At 44.2% G+C, this 20,108-nt stretch carries 17 protein-coding genes and 1 pseudogene; 12 read left to right on the top strand and 6 right to left on the bottom strand.

Features of this window, described 5'->3' with window-relative positions; all coding sequences use genetic code 11:
• From QT992_RS22945 to menA, 4 genes and pseudogenes are all read right to left on the bottom strand, one after another.
• Positions 1-557 (bottom strand): annotated as a pseudogene (locus QT992_RS22945) (hypothetical protein); the annotation flags it as partial.
• An 11-nt stretch (positions 558-568) separates the two neighbouring features.
• The gene (menH, locus tag QT992_RS22940) at positions 569-1,369 is read right to left on the bottom strand and encodes a 2-succinyl-6-hydroxy-2,4-cyclohexadiene-1-carboxylate synthase (protein WP_333377792.1); all 801 of its coding nucleotides are present in this window, start codon (positions 1,367-1,369) and stop codon (positions 569-571) included.
• Positions 1,370-1,373: 4 nt separating this feature from the next.
• Positions 1,374-1,619, bottom strand: a complete 246-nt coding sequence (locus QT992_RS22935; protein ID WP_333338398.1) for a hypothetical protein — start codon at positions 1,617-1,619, stop codon at positions 1,374-1,376.
• Between the two features lie 151 nt (positions 1,620-1,770).
• Positions 1,771-2,667: a 2-carboxy-1,4-naphthoquinone phytyltransferase gene (gene menA / locus QT992_RS22930; RefSeq protein WP_333316743.1), complete on the bottom strand. Its 897-nt coding sequence runs from the start codon at positions 2,665-2,667 to the stop codon at positions 1,771-1,773.
• A gap of 385 nt (positions 2,668-3,052) precedes the next feature.
• Here menA and QT992_RS22925 point away from each other — a divergent pair, with 385 nt between their 5' ends.
• The gene (locus tag QT992_RS22925; RefSeq protein ID WP_333338401.1) at positions 3,053-4,486 is read left to right on the top strand and encodes an isochorismate synthase; all 1,434 of its coding nucleotides are present in this window, start codon (positions 3,053-3,055) and stop codon (positions 4,484-4,486) included.
• A 15-nt stretch (positions 4,487-4,501) separates the two neighbouring features.
• Positions 4,502-6,772 carry a 2-succinyl-5-enolpyruvyl-6-hydroxy-3-cyclohexene-1-carboxylic-acid synthase gene (gene menD / locus QT992_RS22920; protein WP_333338404.1) on the top strand — a complete coding sequence of 757 codons (2,271 nt, stop codon included), beginning with the start codon at positions 4,502-4,504 and terminating at the stop codon, positions 6,770-6,772.
• A gap of 121 nt (positions 6,773-6,893) precedes the next feature.
• Here the strand turns inward: menD and grxC are convergent, their stop codons facing one another.
• A complete protein-coding gene (grxC, locus tag QT992_RS22915) occupies positions 6,894-7,208 on the bottom strand; it encodes a glutaredoxin 3 (RefSeq protein WP_333269824.1) in 315 nt (104 codons plus the stop codon).
• Between the two features lie 251 nt (positions 7,209-7,459).
• Here grxC and QT992_RS22910 point away from each other — a divergent pair, with 251 nt between their 5' ends.
• Positions 7,460-7,675, top strand: coding sequence for a hypothetical protein (locus QT992_RS22910; RefSeq protein ID WP_172188518.1), 216 nt, complete (start codon positions 7,460-7,462; stop codon positions 7,673-7,675).
• A 173-nt stretch (positions 7,676-7,848) separates the two neighbouring features.
• Here QT992_RS22910 and QT992_RS22905 read toward each other — a convergent pair whose 3' ends face one another.
• Positions 7,849-8,715: a WYL domain-containing protein gene (locus QT992_RS22905; protein WP_333338405.1), complete on the bottom strand. Its 867-nt coding sequence runs from the start codon at positions 8,713-8,715 to the stop codon at positions 7,849-7,851.
• Between the two features lie 97 nt (positions 8,716-8,812).
• Here QT992_RS22905 and cas3 point away from each other — a divergent pair, with 97 nt between their 5' ends.
• The 9 genes from cas3 (at position 8,813) to cas4 (ending at position 20,092) form a co-directional block, all read left to right on the top strand.
• Positions 8,813-11,005, top strand: a complete 2,193-nt coding sequence (cas3, locus tag QT992_RS22900) for a type I-D CRISPR-associated helicase Cas3' (RefSeq protein WP_333338407.1) — start codon at positions 8,813-8,815, stop codon at positions 11,003-11,005.
• 249 nt (positions 11,006-11,254) lie between these two features.
• Positions 11,255-11,542, top strand: coding sequence for a hypothetical protein (locus tag QT992_RS22895; RefSeq protein WP_333338409.1), 288 nt, complete (start codon positions 11,255-11,257; stop codon positions 11,540-11,542).
• Between the two features lie 34 nt (positions 11,543-11,576).
• The gene (gene mntA, locus QT992_RS22890; protein ID WP_333338412.1) at positions 11,577-12,026 is read left to right on the top strand and encodes a type VII toxin-antitoxin system MntA family adenylyltransferase antitoxin; all 450 of its coding nucleotides are present in this window, start codon (positions 11,577-11,579) and stop codon (positions 12,024-12,026) included.
• Positions 12,023-12,454, top strand: a complete 432-nt coding sequence (hepT, locus tag QT992_RS22885) for a type VII toxin-antitoxin system HepT family RNase toxin (protein ID WP_333338414.1) — start codon at positions 12,023-12,025, stop codon at positions 12,452-12,454. Before mntA ends, hepT begins: the two co-directional genes overlap by 4 nt.
• Before the next feature lie 3 nt (positions 12,455-12,457).
• Positions 12,458-15,943 (top strand): type I-D CRISPR-associated protein Cas10d/Csc3, encoded by a 3,486-nt coding sequence (gene cas10d, locus QT992_RS22880; protein WP_333338417.1) that lies wholly within the window; start codon positions 12,458-12,460, stop codon positions 15,941-15,943.
• 81 nt (positions 15,944-16,024) lie between these two features.
• Positions 16,025-17,038 (top strand): type I-D CRISPR-associated protein Cas7/Csc2, encoded by a 1,014-nt coding sequence (gene cas7d, locus QT992_RS22875; protein ID WP_333140116.1) that lies wholly within the window; start codon positions 16,025-16,027, stop codon positions 17,036-17,038.
• 5 nt (positions 17,039-17,043) lie between these two features.
• Complete coding sequence (cas5d, locus tag QT992_RS22870; RefSeq protein WP_333338420.1) at positions 17,044-17,751, top strand: type I-D CRISPR-associated protein Cas5/Csc1; 708 nt, start codon at positions 17,044-17,046, stop codon at positions 17,749-17,751.
• 342 nt (positions 17,752-18,093) lie between these two features.
• Positions 18,094-18,930, top strand: a complete 837-nt coding sequence (gene cas6, locus QT992_RS22865) for a CRISPR-associated endoribonuclease Cas6 (protein ID WP_333316724.1) — start codon at positions 18,094-18,096, stop codon at positions 18,928-18,930.
• Positions 18,931-19,498: 568 nt separating this feature from the next.
• Positions 19,499-20,092, top strand: a complete 594-nt coding sequence (gene cas4 / locus QT992_RS22860) for a CRISPR-associated protein Cas4 (RefSeq protein WP_333316722.1) — start codon at positions 19,499-19,501, stop codon at positions 20,090-20,092.
• The last annotated feature ends 16 nt before the right edge of the window (positions 20,093-20,108 follow it).

The raw sequence follows: 20,108 nt of genomic DNA, 5'->3' as shown, positions 1-20,108 counted from the left end.
AAGACTGAACCCGCAATCAATGTCGATTTTATGCGAAGTCTAGATCCCCCTAAATCCCCCTTAATAAGGGGGACTTTGAGAATATTTCTCCCTCCCTTTCTCGATTGGTGACTTCTTAAGACTGAACCCGCAATCAATGTCGATTTTATGCGAAGTCTAGATCCCCCTAAATCCCCCTTAATAAGGGGGACTTTAAGAATATTTCTTGTCCCCCCCTTAGTAGGGGCGGTGCCCCCGTGCCCGCCCTTAGTTAAGGGGGATCTAGAGTTTGATAGTGCTGACTCAAAGCCAAATTGACAAGCCGGCAATTGGGCCGAAATAGCAAAAATCATCTCTGATGAAATATTACCTGGCAACTGGTGACAAAAATCTAAAGCTTGCTCAAAAGTTTCCGAACCAAACCAACTCAAAGGAGCAATTTCTCCCCAACCAATTTGATTATTTTCATCCACAACTCGCAGGATAATTCCTTCGCGAATATCCCAGATGCCGTGACTTGTTCGCAAGGGGCGCTTAAATTTTCGCTGATAAGTGCGAAACTCGAATTGATAAAGCATTGGTTTTTTAGTTAATCATAAAATTGTCTCACAACAGCGAGAAACTTATCAATATTTTCAAAATGGATATTGTGACCAGCTTTTGGTACAATTTCCAGAGTAGCGGCCGGACACAAGCTGGCAATTTCGGTATTTATAGTTGTAAATTTATCATCATATTCTCCCGCTAGCAAGAGGAGAGGTATTGGATTTTGTGCGAGTTTTTCCCAGAGAGATGGCTGGTTGCCGGTTCCCATGTTGCGGAGGGATTTGGCTAATTCTAAGGGATTGTTTGCTAAGCGGGTTTCTATGAGTTGGTCGAAGTTGGGAGAATTTTTTAAAGATTTGAATAAAGGGATCTCGTACCAGTTTAATAAAAAATCTTTAATGTTGCTATTTTCCAGCTTTTGTGCTAGCTGTAAATCGGCTTGCAGGCGGTGCGATCGCTCTTTTTCTGTCTTCAATCCCGGAGAAGCTGACTCTAACACTACTTTCTCGAATCTTTCTGGAAAATGTAATGTCATGTAAAGTGCCAATCGCCCGCCCATTGAATAGCCCAACAACAAACATTTGTCTATTTGTAAATCATCTAATAAGTGTATCAATGCTTGGGCTGTATTTGATATATTGTAGCAACTTTCGTCGCCGCTGACTCTAGTTTTTCCGTGACCCGGAAGGTCAACTGCTAGACAGCAGTAATTTTTAGATAGTAAGGAAATGACGCGGCTAAAATCTTGACTGTTGCCCGTGAATCCATGCAAAAATAAAATTGTCTGCTGATTCTTGTGACCACTTAAAAAATAGTGAAAGTGATAATTATTAAATTTGGTCATTTTCTCACAACATCACTGCTATGTTGTCAGGTATCGATCCAGTATATTCTATGGCTACAGATTTTCCCTTCCTTAAGGAAAGCTTACTGTAAATTTCATCGCGTTCTGTTGCATGGGCTAAAACTTCACCTCGAATCACGTTTAATTCTTCATCTAATTCAGGATTGACGATGAGTACCCACTCATCAGGATATAGGCTAAAAATTTCTTCTAAACTCATAATTTTGCCGATTTCTGTTTGCGTACTCATGCTTTGATTCTCCTTTCTTACGATTCAATGTGAGGTACGGATTGCTGAATTAAAGAAGATTGTGAGAAGTCGCCCAACTCTGCCAACTCCCCCAACTCCCTCAGCTTAGCAAACCATACCTCCAATTTACCGGAATTCTCGATCGCCCGATCTACAAACCAAAGCCCAACGCCAGCAGCAATCCGCTCGAAAAATGCAGCGTAACTGCGATAAACTTAGAGTTGCTCACCTTTGCAGGTTGGTCGTGATAGTCTGTGACATGGCGGCAAAGGTCGATCGCAAATGGCAAACTCCCAAAAATCAACAGCGTCCAAATTGGGAACATTCCCAAAGCCACAAATAGCACAGTCAAAGCATATACACTGCCGCACAACCACTGCAACAACTGGGCACCTTTTTTCGTACCGAGTCGCACAATTGGCGATTTTTTACCCGCCGCCAAATCATCCGCAATTTGATGAAAGTGGGAACAAAATAAGATGATACTCGTAGTAATTCCCACGATAACCGAAGCCGCCAAATTAGTGGCAGACCAAGTTTGAGTCTGACTGTAATAAGCAGCGGCGAAGGCTAGCGGCCCAAAGGTGAAAAAGCAGATTATTTCCCCCAAACCTTGATAGCCAAGACGAAACGGAGGCCCTTGATAAGTGTAGCCCAGAGCACAGCACAAAACTACTAGCAAAATTACTGTTGGGTCTTTTTGCCACCAGCTTAGGGCGCAGATTCCAGACACTCCGACTGCTAAAAACAGATTGGCTAGCCCGAAAATTAAAGCTTTATTTCCGGTTAAGTTAACTAGGGAATGCGCTTTGTTTTTATCGATGCCTGTTTCCGAGTCAAATACATCATTGCTGAGATTCAGCCATGCTATAATCAAAATGGCTGACATTAAAAAAGTCGAAAAAATTGACGAATTAATCGTTTGAGTTTCGGCAAAAGCAACTGCTGTTCCTACGGAAATAGGAATCACCGCAACGCTGTACATGGGCGGCTTGATTGCCGCCAGCCACAATTTACTATTTGAACGTTCAATTAACTTTGTTGTCATTACACAAACTTGATGCAATTGATAGCAGCGTAGTAATTTTACAATTTTATTGGTGAAGAAACTCTACTCTGTATCGGGTTGAGTGCGCGGGGGGCATCCCTTGAGAGGCTTTGCGGGCGATCGCGCGCCCGGTAATGCCCGTCTGCAAACCTCTGCGGGGGCGATCGCATGAGAGTCGAGATTTAGTCGCTTAATCTTAAAGTTTTATGTCTAAATGTTTCGATCGATCGCGCGATAGTCTGTTTTCGCCCCGCCGCTGAGCCCAAACTTTCCGGGAAACTCGAAAGGTCATGTTTTGCGATCGCCCTCCCGTGCTTAGATCGAAATAGGGGTTCTAGCGGGACAAAACCGCACTCTTTCTGACAAATCTGCTATTCTCGCTTTCATGACAGTAATACCGCACCGCGCTAATCTTTTACAAGACCGCAATCAACTGCATCAGTTTCTGTTAGATTGCCAGCAGTCTTTAACCGACAAAGATCAAACAAAGATAGTTAGTATTTCTCAGGAGATTGCCCCCGTCGATCCGCTAGTTGTACTTCAAGAGATTTCCGAACCTTGCCAGCGGCACTTTTACTTTGAAAAAAGAGACCCGATTTCCGGCAACTGTTTTGCGATCGCCGCCCTAGATTCGGCCATCCATTTAACAGTAGCCGGAAGCGATCGATTTACCCTCGCTCAAAATTTTATTCAATCTTGTCTTGCCCGAACAATTACCATCGGTACAGAACGCTTGCCCTTCAGCGGGCCGCACTTTTTTTGTAGCTTTGCTTTTTTCGATGAGAATGTCGCCACCAATTCTTACTTTCCGCCTGGCACCGTATTTTTACCAAAATGGCAGATTACTCGCCTGAAAGATAGCTGCACAATTGTTGCCAATGCCATCATTAACCGAGATATAAATGTTAAGATAGTTACGGATAATATTTGGCAAGGTTTTGATAAAATTGCCTCTCCTCCTTACAAAAAAATAACTTCTATTAGAAACACTTCGATATTTTTCAAACAAATTCCTGTGAACGATGCCACTCACTTTAAAACATCAGTCAAATCGGCTTTAAAATTGATTGAGTCTCAATATTTCAGTAAGATTGTTTTGTCCCAAGCAGTAAATGTCATATCCAAAACCCCTTTCAGTTTAATAGATTCCTTAAATAACTTGCGCCTTACTTATCCCGGTTGTTACGTATTTTCCACCAGTAACGGCCAAGGTCAAAATTTTATCGGTGCCAGTCCAGAACGCTTAATCAGCATTCACAAAAATGAATTAGTAACAGATGCCTTAGCTGGTTCGGCACCGAGGGGGAAAAATGAAGCGGAAGATGCGAATTTAGGCAAAGGTTTACTCAACAGCGAAAAGGATATTCGAGAACATCGAGTTGTAATTGATTTTATAGTCGATCGCCTGTCGAGTCTCAGTATCAATCCCGACTTTTCCCCGGTTCCCAGGCTGCTGCAACTGTCAAACATTCAGCATTTGTGGACACCCATAAGGGCTAGAATTCCGCGTGATATTCATTTATTAAAGATTTTATCCCAACTGCATCCAACGCCAGCGGTGGCGGGCGTACCGAGAGACATTGCCCTACAGCAAATTCGCGGCTGCGAAAGCTGCGATCGCTCTTTGTACGCAGCGCCCATCGGCTGGATCGATCGCACCGGCAACGGCGAATTTGCCGTGGGCATTCGATCGGCTTTAATCGATGGCGATCGGGCTATACTGTATGCTGGTGCTGGTATTGTGGCGGGTTCCGAACCCGAAAAAGAACTAGCAGAAATTCAGCTCAAATTACAAGCACTTTTAAATGCTTTAGTTTAGCAATATATTAGAAAAATGATTGATTTTCGCAACACAAACACTCTCTGGTCTTCAATATTAGCAGAGACATTGCAGCGGTTGGGATTAACTACCGCCGTCATTTGTCCCGGTTCGCGATCGGCACCGCTAACAATTGCCTTTGCCCTGAACAACAAAATAGAAACTATTCCCATACTTGACGAACGTTCAGCCAGCTTTTTTGCATTAGGAATTGCGAAAAAATCCGGTTTACCAACCGCACTAATTTGCACATCAGGAACCGCCGCAGCCAACTTTTATCCTGCAATAATAGAAGCCAGAGAAAGTCGAATTCCGCTGCTAATATTCACAGCCGATCGACCTCCAGAATTGCGGGACTGTCACGCCGGACAAGCGATCGACCAAGTGAAAATATACGGCAATTATCCGAACTGGCAAGCCGAATTAGCGATACCTTCTGCGTCCAGAGGAATGCTAGAATATCTGCGGCAGACGATCGTGTATGCTTGGGAGCGATCGCAATTTCCAACTCCCGGCCCCGTCCACCTCAACATCCCCTTCCGCGACCCGCTTGTACCCGTTCCAGACATAGCTGTAGAAGCTTTAGAAACAGAATTTAATCCCGAAGATTTCTTTGCAGGATTAGAACCAATTTTTGCAGGAGAAAGCTCTATTGTGGGGCAGGCATCTTGCCTGCCAATTTCCAGAGACGGGCAAGATGCCCGTACCACAACAAGAGACGGGCAAGATGCCCGTTCCACAATACAAGTTATTGACTCCATAATTCAAAAATGGCAACAATGCAGCAGAGGGATTATTATTGCAGGCGTTGCACAGCCTCAATTTCCCGAAAAATACTGTAGTGCGATCGGCCAAATTTCCAAATCCTTAAACTGGCCAGTTTTAGCAGAAGGACTATCCCCAGTCAGAAACTACGCCCAACTAAACCCCCATCTAATTTCCACCTACGATTTAACCCTGCGAAACCGCGAACTAGCAGATAAATTAACCCCAGAAATCGCCATTCAAATCGGAGACTTACCCACAAGCAAAGAACTGCGAAACTGGCTAAACAAAACCCAACCAAAACGCTACATAATCGACCCCAGCCACCACAACTTCGATCCCCTACACGGCCAAACAATTCACCTGCGAACCTCCGTAGAAAACCTCGCAACTAATCTCGCAACTATATTAACTCAAGTCCCCCCCCTGAACAAAGGCGAGTCAACTCTTGTCCCCCCCCTTATTAAGGGGGGGTTAGGGGGGGATCGAGCCCCTGCTACCACTAATATCTCCCCTCAAATCCCCCCCCTAAACAAGGGGGGGTTAGGGGCCGGGCTGTTTCATTCTCCCGAAAAACATGAATTTTGTAGGGGTAGTGCCCCCGTGCCTACCCCCGATCTAGAGGATTCGATCGGCCGATCAGACCAAGAGGGCCGGCACGGGGGCACGGCCCCTACAGAGAATGAAACAGCCCTGGGGTTAGGGGGGGATCGATCCCCTGCAACCCCTGCTATATCCCCTCAAATCCCCCCCCTAAACAAGGGGGAATCAACTCAAATCCCCCCCCTAAACAAGGGCGAGTCAACTCCAGTCCCCCCCCTTAACAAGGGGGGGTTAGGGGGGGTTCAAACCTCTCCCTCAAACGAATACCTCCAACTTTGGCGCAACACCGAAATCCAAGTCAGACAAACAATAGACCAAAAAATATCAGCAATTAACAACATAACCGAACCCAAAGTTTCCTGGCTGCTTTCCCAAATTTTGCCACCTGGAACACCGATATTTATTGCCAACAGTATGCCCGTCAGAGATGTCGAGTTTTTCTGGAAGCCGAACAACTTAGAAATAAAGCCGTTTTTCAATCGCGGCGCTAACGGTATAGACGGCACATTATCAACAGCTTTGGGAATTGCTCACCGCAATCAAAGCAGCATCATGCTAACAGGCGATTTAACACTTTTGCATGATACAAACGGTTTTTTAATTAAACATAAATTTGTCGGTCATCTGACAATCATATTAATTAATAACAACGGCGGCGGAATTTTTGAAATGTTGCCAGTTGCCAAATTTGACCCGCCCTTTGAAGAGTTTTTTGCCACGCCGCAGGATATCAATTTTGCTCAGTTGTGTGCAACTTACGGCGGGGAACACGAGGTAATTGAGGATTGGGAACAGTTCAAACAAAAATTAAGTTTTTTGCCAAATAGCGGGATTCGCGTCTTAGAAGTGCAAACAGACAGGCGCGCCGATGCTAAATGGCGGCAAGATAATTTAGGTAAATTTGCTCAAGGTTCCTAGTAAGGACTTTTGTCAATAAGCCTTTCGCGGGCGGGCCGAAGATCCCGCCCCACAAGCAGAAAATTCACACTTTGTGGAACAGGCATCTTGCCTGTTCCGGGAAATGCTGCAATATCTCAGTTTAAACTGCTGGTTGAGCTAGCAGCGAATCTAACTCTCCTTCTGCATCAAGTTTGTGAATATCATCACAGCCGCCTACGTGTTGCTTATTAATGAAAATTTGGGGTACGCTGCGCCGTCCGTTAGCGCGATCGGCCATTGCTTTTCTAGCCGCTTCGTCGCCATCAATTTTGTATTCCGTGAAATTTACGCCTTTCCACCACAGCAAAGTTTTGGCGCGGATGCAGTAGGGACAGGTTTGCCAAGTATATATTTCCACATTGGCTTTGATGCGATCGGGCTTGCGGCCCAAGATGGGATTGAGAAAATCAAGCATTTTCAGTACGGGGGTAAGGGTGGAACTCATTTAGAAATCATACCCAATGTATAAATTCCGCTGGTATGGGCGCATCTGCCAGAGGTGGGTTTTAAGCTGTCGGGCGATCGCCCTGTGACCCAAGTCACAACTTGACTCTACTCGGATCACTTGCTTTCACCCCTGACAATCACCTTCGCGGCCTCATTAATATCACTGAGCTTTTGAGGAAACCAGAAGATGATAAATATATCGAATTCAACCGCACTGCCATGCACCCCGTACAACTCCTCCCCGGCGCTATCTCTGAAATCCTCGCTTCTGTAACCGATACAGGCGTTTTGACTCTGGCGGATCGCTACGGTTTGATGGCCGCCACCTTCGACGACTCTCTGAATGATGAAGACAGAGGCTGTGTCAACCGCTTGTTGCGGGCGGTGCTCAGAGGCCGAGTCCAAGTAGTCAACGAACTTTCAGCAGCATTCTAATCGGGATTTGAAGTTTTGTTCTGAAGGCAAGGTGAGTCAGCGGTAGATAAAAATAGTGGAAACTCAGGCAGGAGTTGAAACAGCAGTAATTTGAATTCGATTTAAAGTTTTCTCCTCTAACTCAACAACGGTTTATTTGTCAAAGCAGCCTTTACAGGCTGCTTTTTTTTGATCTAATCGCGGATTTCCAGGTTGTACTGGCGGCAGAGGGCGATCAGTTTTTGTTGGAATCGATCGCGCACTGACTCTGGGGCAACAATCGCGCAATCTTCCCAGTAAGGAGCGATTTCGCGAAAAAACCAGAAGGTATTTGAGATATTCCGAATCACTCGCTTGATAGGCGGATCGCCTTCTGGTTCGCTGACTTCCTCATCTTCCTGCTTGCGTCTGTAGTTAAAGGCAAGTCTGCCGGATAAATGAAATTCTACGGGAATCCGCGCTAAATTTGGCAGCCAAGGTCGATCGACCGAAATCACCGCAGCATCTTCAATGCGATCGAGCAGCAGCGTCCAGTTGTGTTCGAGTCCTGGTACGTCTTGATTACCTTCCGATTCTTCGCAGCGACACATTAAATACTGTCGCTTTTCTATGGGGACAATGCGAGCGTGCAAGATGGTGTAATGCCAAAGGCGATCGGTTGCATCCCGGTAAGACAGGCGGAAGGGTTGCTGTCTGTGAATAAAATTGTCGATTTTTTGCCGCCAAGTAGGTAAGGGGTTGCTCAAAAACCGATCGATTTCAGCCCGGAAAGGGAGAGTCAGTTCGCTGCGATCGCTCAACAATTGGGCAATGGCCAGCGCTTCATCAGTTTTGCCCAAGTCAAGCAATTGCTGTCGGGCGATGTCTAGGGCTTTGATGCGGGTTTGCGGCCAATCGTGGTTGGGGGCGATCGTCAGTTGGCGGCGGGCGATCGCTTCTATCAGTTTGGATATGTTCGGGCGATCGCCCCACGTCTTCCCGAATTCTTGGGCCAAGGCTTCCAACTGGGCTTTATCTCGTTCAGATACCGATAGGGTGATCGATTGACCTTTGCGACTCATAAATGTACGGACACTTTATCTTGGTACAGGGTTGATTATCTCTATTGTCGGTGTCAATATGGGGGATATCAACTTTCTACGGACACACTTTCAGCATATGTCCGACTACCAAATTACTCTCAAATCCGTTTACTCCTGTCCCGCTGCGGAGATTCCCCAGGGAGTCAAATTACCGGAAGGTTGGACACTTTCTTGGCATCAACTCGAAACTTTGAAAGCAATTCGCGATCCAAATATTGATGTCATTATCAATACCGCGATGACCGGCGACGGTAAAAGCTTGGCGGCTTATCTAGAAACACTTCTCCAAGGAATACTCCAAGGGTATTACAATGTCATTGGACTGTACCCAACAAATGAACTAGCTCGCGACCAAGAAATCCAAATTAAGCAATACCTTGAGTTGTTTAAACTCGTGGATGAATTGCGAGTTTCGAGACTGAGTGGCCCGGAGTTAGAAATTTACGCCGAAAGTGAAAACATCAAAAAGTGGGAGGCGATCGCCACTCGCACTCAGCAATCTGAAATAATTCTTACTAATCCTGACATTTTTCACTACCTCCACCGCCACGCTTATTTAACTCCCAAAGATAGTCCGAATAAGCTGTGGAGTCCGATCGATACTAGATTCGAGTTATTCATTGTTGATGAATTTCACGTTTGCACGGCTCCGCAAACTGCCAGCATTATCAACACGATGCTGTTGATTAAGCACACCAACCGCCGCAAAAAGTATCTATTTCTGTCAGCAACACCAGACGAACAATTAATTCACCTTTTACAGAAAGCTGGTTTTCAACCGAAGATCATCGATCCGCTGACAGAGAACAAATATCGGTTTCCAGATACAGCAAGCCAAAAAATTGAATTACAAGCAGAGGGATGGTGGCAAGTATCGCGAGCAATTTATTTAACTTTCATTTCTCTGGAACCTACCTATCAAGCTACCGAAACTTGGGTTTGGGAAAATCGCAATTTAATCGAGGATTATTTTCGGCAGCATCCGGGTAGTAAAGGAGCGATTATTCTCAATTCAATTGCAGCCGTCAAGCGTCTAACTCCCAGATTTAAGGAATTCTTGGATACTCTCAGAGTTGAGGAAAACACCAGTTTGACAGGGAAAGGGGATAAAGAGCGATCGCTCGAAGCAGACTTAGTTTTGGGAACTAGCACCATTGATGTCGGCGTTGACTTCAAAATTAATTTCTTAATTTTTGAATCTGCGGATGCAGGCAGTTTCATTCAGCGGCTGGGACGGCTGGGACGCCATGATAGTCACGAAAAAGATGGTAAAAAGATAGCATTTAATCAGTTTACAGCTTATGCTCTCACACCTAACTTTTTAGTAGCAAGACTATTTGAAGACAAGGATGCACCGCTAGTAGCAGATGGTATTTACGATCGTCCTAAATTCCACGCTCAAATCCGCGATAACTACCGCAAAATCAATGATTTCCGAGGCTATTACAAACGGTGGGCCGGGGTGCAGTCAGTTTTGCTCAGCAGCAGCCAAGGATTAGCCCACCCAACCATCAAACAGGAATTTGCAGAAAGTCATAAAGCATTTAAGAAAGATTGCGAACAAGTCTTTGACACCAGTTTGGGAAGGGTGAGAGGTTGCGTCAAGAAATGGACAAGAGAATGGCAAGAGTTATCGAAACAAAAAACAGGAAATCCCATTGCCGAAGATGCTTGCAGTTTTCGAGGTTCTAGTTCTCTTCAGTGTGGTTTGTACGACCTCACCGAGCGAAACGAAGCCGACAGATTTAAGACCTACGATTTGCCGGGAATCTTGAGCAATTTGGAAATTGAACCTATGACAGAAGCCGCTTATATGCGACTGCTGCAAGAGACAGCGGAACGCACAGGTCAACCCATCCCTAAAGGACGATTTGAACGCTGTTTAGCCTTTATGAAATTGCAAACTTATCGAGAGGAGCGAATCAATTGGAAATTTATCTATCCCGGAGATTTGGGGGAAGTTGCAGATGCTTGGAAAGTTCAAGTTTTGTTGGGTATTCAGGTTTTGCAGCCGGGAAATCGCTGGATTAATGAAATTAACAAGCGGCTTAAATTGCGTGGTTTGGTGAGTTACGTCATCCGCTATCCGGTTCAGGAAGCTAAAAAACGGCTGCAATTGCCCATGCACTTTCAAATTTATCCAATTGACGAGTCTGGTAGGCACGAACCCGGAGCACCTTACTCGGTAGCATTCGGCCAGTCGGCCCTGCTTTTGGATACTCTCGCCTATCGGCTTAAGAGCAAGGGGGGTGAGGTGTGGATTTGTTGACAGCTCAAGCCCTGATAGGGATTTGGCATCGTGCCGAAACCGATGCTGGGAAAGGAGGCAACCACCACTAGGAAATGGGTGAAGTTTCAATCCCTGATAGGTATTTATACTCTTGAGCAGAGTCAAGAAGTATTACTTTCCCAGGTGGAGTATAGCAGAAAGTGTAGAAGATAGTTTGATATGGTCTTCACTCATTTAATAGGGTGTAGTAGAATGACAGATGTTGCCCTACGACAGAGAGATGTCCCTATGTCCTCCCAGAAGATCGACCCCGACCAACTGCACCATTTGCTTTGCGGTCTAACACAAGACCTGAGCGAATTCCTGCGCCTATTTACTTCAATCTTACACAAATGTCAAAAACTTGTAACAATTCTTTACGATCAGCAAAGTCAGATTCAGTGTTCTGAGGCTGAAAACATTTATCTCACAAGGATTAACAGCGATATGACAGACAAAATTTCTGAATTGGAATGTCAAGTAAATCCTTTTTCTCAGGAGGGAGATGCTATTTGCAATTCAAGATTTATTGAATAACATCCTGTCGATACTAACCAAGGACTAAATTGCCATGAAAAATCAAGCATTGATAGATTTAGAAATACTTACTTCCCAACTTCCGAATAAAATTCCTTACCTCAAAATGTTAGTTTTGTTTGGATCTAGAGCAACAGGCAAAACTCATGCTAAAAGTGACTGGGATTTTGCCACACTCTATGATGAAGACAAACGGAAAGCTTGCATTGGAGAGCGTGCTTTTGCTTGGTTTGAGGTTCCTCAAAAACTCGGCGAATTTTTTGAAATCAACAGTGATGAAATTGATGTTGTTGAGCTAAACAGATGCTCCTCACTTATTGCTCATTTTGTCGCTCGTGATGGCAAGGTTTTGTATGAAAGCGAACCGGGAGAATTTGAAAAATTCAAACAAAAGGCTTTGATGAGCGATTCAGAAATGAAGCAAACAGAGTGGGAGCTTCGGAATAAAATTGAGTTGTTTTTGAAGAAATGGGATGTAGTATGAGTATTGAGCCTACAGTTGTTTTAAGCAGATTGGAGTTTATTGGTAATTATCTTCTGGAATTAAGGCGATTTCGGGGAATGAGCTTAGAAGATTACTTGAGTAGTTTTGACCATAAAACAATTTCTGAGCGAATTATGGAATTAATTGCTCAAGCTGCGATCGATATCAACGAGCATATCCTAACTCGCGACAAAAATATTCAGCCTCTCTCCAATAAAGACTCTTTTGTCAAGGCTGGACAATATGGAATTATCACCCCTGAACTTGCGACTGATTTAGCACTGTCAGCAGGACTCCGTAATATTTTAGCTCACCGATATTTGGAGATAAATTATGTAGAGCTATTCAATGGTATTCAAGCAGCATTAAATCAATATCCGATCTATATCCAACAAATCACTGAATACCTTAATTCTAGGAGGAAGTAGAAAATGGCCAAGAAGAATAAACCAACAGAGTCAGAATTTATACAACTATCACTTTTTGACGCACCACAGAATTTGAATGTTGAACAGTTTGATGATTTGGAAGAGGATGATTTGGAAGAAGAAGACGATGATGATGATTTGGGGTTGGGTTTTGAAAGTAGCGATCGCGATATTGAGCCGCCCCGACAGGAGTTAATTACCGTCAAGCTTTTGCGATCGGCAATCTTGGCTCAAAATCCCAATGACCCCATCATGGCTGATTTTGCCGAGTATGTTCTGCCCAATCTGCTGCGAGTGGCGATCGGCGTTACTGCTAAAGGCGGTAAATGGATCGAAGCAAAAGAACAGGAACTCGCAGCAAAAGGCAAAGTGATGAACAGGAGAAATGCCGCCGATCAATCCCTAAATACTCATTTACTTAACGGACTTTTCCCGGCTAATTTAATCGAACAGCGCCTAGAAAAATTGAATACAACCGTTAAGCGCGTGATTCGCGAACCAGAAAGACGGTTACTCGTTGCTGCTTTCATTCTCCACGACTTTGAGAAATTTGATTATTGCAGATTTCCGCAAATGTCGCAGAAATACAAAGATTTTCAGAAAAACAAGGATAATAAAATCCGCGATTTGTCAATCCCAGAACATCGAGAAATTATTGATGCCATCATTCGCGACCTCAATCTGGATCGATTAATTAATTCCAACTATCCAGAAGCCTATCGCGAGTATCTTGATGATTTACTCTGCATCGCTTACAACGCTCAAACGCGATCGGATACCAACTGGAATTTTTCCATACACAGTGGACTTCAGCCTCAACTGGAAGGAGATAAACTGGTTGAATTAGCAAAATTAGCTTGTCTCGCTGACCGTTTAGCATCCATTATCAAACATCCTCAAGACGCTCTTAAACCAGGTGTGAATAATGTGATTGGTCAAGTCAGTGACAGACAACTAAAACTCTCCTATCACAGCATTGCTGAAAATCGCGGTGTCCTCACCAATATTGTCAATAATGCCGTAATGAATGCCCATACTGAAATAAATTCAGAGGATATTCATTACTATGAGCCACTGCTGTATTTACCAACAGGTATCATTTATTTGACACACCGCAATGCACCTTCTGTGACAGTGGATAGCATACCCGATCGAGTTGTCAATCAAATCAAATCTCTCTGTGCCAAAGAACTAGAAGACAGACAAACAGGCTTTAGTCGAGATGGTAAAGGCATGAAATATGCCGATTACTACAATTTATTTTTCGACATCCCTGATTTGATGAAAGTTGCACTTAAAGCAACGTTGAGGATTCTGAAAGATGGAAAAAAGCCTGTTACTAAAGACCGCAGCGATAATCTTGTAAAGTTCCAAAAACAGGAAATTTTATCGGCTGATTATAACTTTCGATTTCCAGATGATATTCGGATAGATCAACTTGCTGAATTTGGGGACGCAGTGAGTCGTAAAATCTGGGGAGATTGCGTTGCTAAAATGGAAGCGGAACGCAAGAAGCGCGACGCGGAACGTAAGAAAGATCCAGAATTACTCAAACTACCAGCAATTGATTTAACTCCCGAAAACTTAATTCATGAAGTTGCAGAGTTCTGGAATCTCTCAGAACACCTGCCAACTATCCGAGAAATTCAACGGATTAATGAAAGCCTCAAAGAACACAAACTTAAAGGCAATACGGGCGGAGTTCCTTACGAATGGTACTATTTAGCCGCTAAATATATAGAACATCACCCTAGCATTGAGGATGTACGTCCAGTTGGTGAGGAGTTGATTGCACATATTACAACTTTAATTCAGCCAATTTTGTCTGAATACAATATCCCCGATGGTTGGGAAGATTTGCGGCTGTGGGTGACGCGAGTTGTAATGTTGCAAACACCAGAAGCAGAGCCAATCTCAGGTCAGATTTTCTTAGATGAGTTAGAACGTTATCAAGCGGCTAAAAAATCGGGACGGGGAAAACAGTTAGTTTGTTCGATTTCTCACTCGGCTTATACCGTTACCGAACAAATGGAATCAGCCGTTTTATTCACGCCACAAGTTTATACTAACAAGCAAATGCTGGGAGGCTCTAATGCTAAACGCAATATTTCCAGTATTGCTGGCATCGAAATGATGCTGCGGCAGATTTTAATGAGCCAAACTCAGGAAATTGGAGGACGATTTGAGGATGCTAAATACCGATACCTCTACTTTTATCCGACTTATTACTGCACCCCTGAAACGAACGCATTTTTGCATCAGGCTTACGATAATATTTTCCAAACTCGCTTCGATACGGGAGTTCGCAATCACTTTATTAGCAAGGAACTTCAGGCTAATTTTGAATTGAGCCGCTATCAAAGTGTAGATGTCTTTCATTTGGATGAAAGAGCGGAAGGTAAAAAGGACAAGACATTCAAGCTTACTTATCCCGAAAATCAACCGCTTACCTTTTATTTTATGGCATTGCCTCCTGAGAAAAAAGGGAAAGATAAAAAAATAACTGATACAGAATCTTGGATTATGCCAGCTTGGTTAGCGTTTGCATTTCCCATGATTCTGGATGTCAAAACAGTGGTTTCGGAGTCGCCAATTCCGCCATTTAATGACGGTGCAGACTTTGAAGAAAGCGTATTTCTAGATAGCGCACCGCCAGCTTTTAGGGTTTTGACGAAGCGCGATCGCTTCCGCCTCGACTACATCCTAGAAGGTTGGGAGGAAAACGGCAAATCTTATCCTGCACCTTTAAATGTTTTAACTGCTGCTTATGCCATTCATCTTGATGTTAATGCGAAACAGGGGAAGTCCGGCTATGACTCCAACTGGGGAAAATTAACTGAACTCGCCACTGATTTTGAAACCAGCCCTCTTTATGTGTTTAGCTACCTCAATAAGTGGGTGCGGAAACAGAAAAATGAAACCGCGTCAATTCAAAAAATCAAGCTTTATGCTTATCATTTTTACCCTTGTTTTGACGCTTATGCCCAATATAATCATGAAGAGGAACGATTGACTGTGACAAGCGCATCAAGTTTAAACCACCCCCAAAAATTGACGGAATTGTATCGCCGATTTTACCGTGCCAGTAAGCGATATAATCCCAAGGCAAATGCTGTGCTGAAACCGATTGATATTGCTTCTAAAACTATCCTTGAAGCCGATCTGAGTTGTCAAGGTGAATCTTTAGTGTTGACAGTTGCTGCTGAAGTTTCAAAGCTCATGGATCGCGTTCACTCTTCTACTGCGGAAGGACGCTGGATTTTTAGCAATCGAGAGGAAGAAAGACAGGCAATTTTAGATTTTGGTCGATACTTTGTTGAGGAGGTATTTGAGAAATCATTTGCGGGCGATCGGGCCCGTTTAGCCGGCCGCCAAATCAACTTAATCCGAGATACCTGCGAATTCATTTATCGTTTAGAGAATGACAAAGAAAATCGCGCTAGAGATGACAAATCCGGTGACGAATCTCAGGAAGAAGCTGACAATTAAAGCTGAAGCTAGTGTTTGACAAGCTACACGCAATTTGCACCAGTAACATTTTAACTACAAATTTCACTTAGGAGACAAATCATGCCTTTCTTGAAAACCCTTGATGCTAAATTATTTCATGCCAGCATCCCTTACAAACCAATGGGAAAATATGCCCACTTCCTGACTGTACGAGTGACAGAATCTTATCCCCTATTTCAGACAGATGGAGAACTGAATAAAGCGCGAGTCCGGGCCGGAATTGAAGACCAAAAACCTATCAGCCGCCTTACTATGTTTAAGCGCAAGCAATCTACACCAGAACGTTTAGTCGGCCGCGAGTTGCTGCGTAACTATGGTTTTATGACCGCTGAAGATTGCGAATACAATGTCAAGTTTGCCATGAATAATCCTGATTGCATTATCTACGGATTTGCGATCGGTGACTCTGGTTCAGAGAAATCTAAAGTAGTAGTTGACACAGCATTTTCAATTACCGCTTTTGATGAATCTCACGAGACTTTTACCCTCAATGCTCCCTTTGAGAATGGCACAATGGCTTCTAAGGGTGAAGCAGGTTCTAAACCAGGCGAAGTTACCAGTCGAATCAATCAGCAAGACCACATCAAACCCCAGATTTTCTTTCCTAGCATTGTCACCCTGAAAGACCCTACAGAAGCTAGTTTTTTGTATGTTTTCAACAACATCCTCAGAACCAGACACTATGGCGCTCAAACGACCCGCACAGGTCGAGTCAGAAATGAGTTAATTGGTGTCGTATTTGCCGACGGCGAAATTACTAGCAACCTCCGCTGGACGCAAGCAATTTACGATAAATTGCAGGGTGACGATAAACTTAATTCCAACAACCCTCTCAATGAAGATGATGTGATTATGGCTGCTAGGGCTGCTATCCAAACGTTACTGTCTGAGGAATTTATCGTGCATGAAGACTTTATTGGGGATAAGTTTACACCATTAGTGACAGAGGTTAAAGCTGTTATTGGCAATGAAGATGAACTTAAAAAAATGTTAAAGAAAGCCGATGATGAGGCTAAAGCTTACGCGAAGAAGCATATCAAGGGTAAAGCAGGAGCTACAGCAGCAGCGGAGTAACAACCATGACTTTTATTTACCGCTGTCAAATCGAGTTGCACGATAGCCTTTATTTTGCCACTCGCGAGATAGGGAGACTTTACGAAACAGAGCCGGTAATTCACAATTACGCGCTTTGTTACGCCCTCGGTTTGGTGGATAGCGAAATCTATTCCACCACCGTTTCTGAAGAACATTCCTATCGCTATTTCTGTCCAGAACAAGTTCCTAAATACGAGACGCATTTAACGGCGCTCAACCAACAGGGAATTTATGTTACTCCGGGGCGATCTATTTCTCACTCCTCTACCCTCAATACTTGGAAATATGCCAACAATAACTATCACGTTGAGATGGAGAAAACTCAGAAAAATATCCCTAGTTTTGGCAGAACAAAAGAAATCGCGCCGGAAAGCAAATTTGAGTTTTTCATAATCTCAGAGAAGTCTCTGAAACTGGCAAAGTGGATACGGTTGGGAAAGTGGATGAGCAAAGCAGCAGTCGAAATCGTAGAACAGAAGGAAGTGAAGCGCTCGACTTCTGAAGCTAACTTAAATTTTCCCTATCTGCTAAATCCTTTAGATGTGATGTTTTCCCATCAAGTGATTAGCTACGATGTGGTTAATATGCCTCCGGTTAGCCTCATCCAAAATGTCAAAATGCTAGGGCGATATTACGAGTTTGAGCCACTCAAAATTCCCGCTTGTATGGAATACCGCTTTCGGGCAGATTAATAGGAAGCAGAGCCTCTAGAAATGCGTTCCCAGGTTCTACCTGGGAACGAGCAATTTACCATAATTCCTGTAGGGGCGGGTTCACCAATATCTGTAAGAAAAACGAGAGATTCTGTAAACCCGCCCGATCTTCAATTATGGTCGATCGTTCCCATATCCTATCATATGATATCCCTTGGCTTGACCGTAATACCCCGACAGGGGCGGGTTTTTGAGATTGCCAATTATTGGCAGATATTGTTGGTAAACCCGCCCCTACAATATTATCGGTAATCGATCGCAAATCATATCATTTCCTGGTGGTCTGCAATGCTTTCAACAATCACCAACCATTAACCAAATATGCCGCACAGCCTAGTCCTCAACATCCTTCCCCTGGCCCCAATTCCCCCCGGATACCTCACCGGCAGACACCTGCACGCCCTCTTCCTCACCCTCGTGAGTTCGGTTGACAAAAAACTCGGCGATCGCCTCCACGATGCCGCCGCCCAAAAATCCTTCACCCTCAGCCCTTTGCAAACTAAAAAATGCCCTTTCAAAAAACACCATTTCCTGCAATGGGAACACACAGAACCGATTCCAGAACACACCCTCTGTTGGTGGCGAATTACTCTCCTTGATGACACTTTATTCGGCAAGTTAACTCAGCTTTGGCTGAACCTCAATCCCTCGAAGCCGTGGCATCTCGGCCCCGCCGATTTGATGATTACTAAGATTCTCGGAACGCCCCAAATAGATCAGCCTTGGGCTAATGCTTGTACTTACTCTCAACTGTACGAACAAGCTTCCGAAACTAATCGTTTAATTGCCTTCAGTTTTGCGACTCCTACTACCTTTCGACAGGGCAAATTTGATTCAGTAATTCCTACTAGAGATTGCGTTTTTAATAGTCTCCTCAGTCGCTGGAATAAGTACAGCCCGATCGCCATTCCCGATCTTTCCTTCGATGCACTTTTTTCGACATTTGTCAATATCCGAAGTGAAAAATTGACTAACTATCAAAGCGATTTTGTCGGCATGGTTGGGGAGGTTAGTTATCGGATTTTGGGAGATGTGGAGCCTTTAGCGATTAAGCAAATTAATGCTTTGGCTGATTTTGCTGTTTACTGCGGGGTGGGGAGGAAAACTCCGATGGGGATGGGAATGACTAGGCGAATAGTTGTTAATAAGAGTTTTTAAGTTGTTACGTCCGATGTGGGTTTAAATCCCTGTCTAGAGAGCAAAGTCCGCCGGGGGTTTAAACCCCCGTCTCATAGCGAAAGTCCTCTGAAGAGGACTGCACCCAACTCTTTTTTATGGAGATCATTAAATCTGCTGTAAATAATTGAATCTTCAGTCGATTTTACCGCTCAATTTTGCACCCTTCTCAAAAAGCTGTAGGGGCGGGTTCGCCAAAGTCTTTGAAGTTTGCAGATAGGTTAAATAAACCCGCCCAACCCCACAAATAACCCCCAAATACCCCTCTATTGAGAATGCTGCCAAATCTCAGTTTTAACCGAATTTAGCTTGGTATTTGTCGTTAAGTCGTTAAGTCCGCCGGGGGTTTAAACCCCCGTCTCCTAGCGAAAGTCCTCTGAAGAGGACTGCACCAAACTATTATTTATGGACTCATGAAATCTGCTGTCAACGATTGAATATTCAGTCGGTTTCAACCGACTTTAGCTATGAGACAGGGGTTTCAACCCCTGGCGGACTGGGGCATCACTAATTAATTCCAATTACCAATCTCTTACAAACCATCAAAAAAATGAACGACTCTGATTACATTTCGATCGCAACTCTCAACCAATACTCCTATTGCGCTCACCGCTGCTGGCGAATGTCTTGTGCAGGAGAATTCACGGATAATCAGTATACCATTGAAGGGACAAGTTTGCACGATCGCGTTCACACGATGGGTGAAATTAACCGCAATGAAACTTGGCAGGTGCGGGCGATTTGGCTGAAATCCGAGCGCTACAAACTGATTGGTAAATCGGATTTGATTGAGTCGGCTGAGGGTGAGATTTATCCCGTGGAATACAAGCGGGGACGGAAGGGGGAATGGGATAACGACGAGTTGCAAGTTTGCGCTCAAGCGCTTTGTTTGGAGGAGATGACGGGGAAAACTATTGCGACTGGATATGTGTATTACGCGCAGTCGCATCAGCGGCAATTAGTCGAGATTTCTGAGCAATTGAGACAGGATGCGATCGCCACTATTGAAAAAGTCGGTGCTCTTTGGCGATCGGGAAATATCCCTTTACCAGTTTACACCGCTCGGTGTACCGGATGCAGTCTTTTTACCCACTGTCTGCCCCAAGCTGCCGCCAAAGTCAACCGCTATCAAGAAGCAAGTTAACCTGCAAATAGGAGAA

The organism is Microcoleus sp. T3_D1 (genome assembly GCF_036700405.1).
Taxonomy (GTDB): domain Bacteria; phylum Cyanobacteriota; class Cyanobacteriia; order Cyanobacteriales; family Microcoleaceae; genus Microcoleus.
Note: the sequence above shows the minus strand (reverse complement) of the source record. Positions and strands in the feature narration are given on the sequence as shown.

What these genes read in the sequence shown, in the direction of transcription:
- menH (WP_333377792.1), bottom strand. Translation starts at nt 1,369, where the DNA reads ATGACCAAATTTAATAATTATCACTTTCACTATTTTTTAAGTGGTCAC.
- QT992_RS22935 (WP_333338398.1), bottom strand. Translation starts at nt 1,619, where the DNA reads ATGAGTACGCAAACAGAAATCGGCAAAATTATGAGTTTAGAAGAAATT.
- menA (WP_333316743.1), bottom strand. Translation starts at nt 2,667, where the DNA reads ATGACAACAAAGTTAATTGAACGTTCAAATAGTAAATTGTGGCTGGCG.
- QT992_RS22925 (WP_333338401.1), top strand. Translation starts at nt 3,053, where the DNA reads ATGACAGTAATACCGCACCGCGCTAATCTTTTACAAGACCGCAATCAA.
- menD (WP_333338404.1), top strand. Translation starts at nt 4,502, where the DNA reads ATGATTGATTTTCGCAACACAAACACTCTCTGGTCTTCAATATTAGCA.
- grxC (WP_333269824.1), bottom strand. Translation starts at nt 7,208, where the DNA reads ATGCTTGATTTTCTCAATCCCATCTTGGGCCGCAAGCCCGATCGCATC.
- QT992_RS22910 (WP_172188518.1), top strand. Translation starts at nt 7,460, where the DNA reads ATGCACCCCGTACAACTCCTCCCCGGCGCTATCTCTGAAATCCTCGCT.
- QT992_RS22905 (WP_333338405.1), bottom strand. Translation starts at nt 8,715, where the DNA reads ATGAGTCGCAAAGGTCAATCGATCACCCTATCGGTATCTGAACGAGAT.
- cas3 (WP_333338407.1), top strand. Translation starts at nt 8,813, where the DNA reads ATGTCCGACTACCAAATTACTCTCAAATCCGTTTACTCCTGTCCCGCT.
- QT992_RS22895 (WP_333338409.1), top strand. Translation starts at nt 11,255, where the DNA reads ATGTCCTCCCAGAAGATCGACCCCGACCAACTGCACCATTTGCTTTGC.
- mntA (WP_333338412.1), top strand. Translation starts at nt 11,577, where the DNA reads ATGAAAAATCAAGCATTGATAGATTTAGAAATACTTACTTCCCAACTT.
- hepT (WP_333338414.1), top strand. Translation starts at nt 12,023, where the DNA reads ATGAGTATTGAGCCTACAGTTGTTTTAAGCAGATTGGAGTTTATTGGT.
- cas10d (WP_333338417.1), top strand. Translation starts at nt 12,458, where the DNA reads ATGGCCAAGAAGAATAAACCAACAGAGTCAGAATTTATACAACTATCA.
- cas7d (WP_333140116.1), top strand. Translation starts at nt 16,025, where the DNA reads ATGCCTTTCTTGAAAACCCTTGATGCTAAATTATTTCATGCCAGCATC.
- cas5d (WP_333338420.1), top strand. Translation starts at nt 17,044, where the DNA reads ATGACTTTTATTTACCGCTGTCAAATCGAGTTGCACGATAGCCTTTAT.
- cas6 (WP_333316724.1), top strand. Translation starts at nt 18,094, where the DNA reads ATGCCGCACAGCCTAGTCCTCAACATCCTTCCCCTGGCCCCAATTCCC.
- cas4 (WP_333316722.1), top strand. Translation starts at nt 19,499, where the DNA reads ATGAACGACTCTGATTACATTTCGATCGCAACTCTCAACCAATACTCC.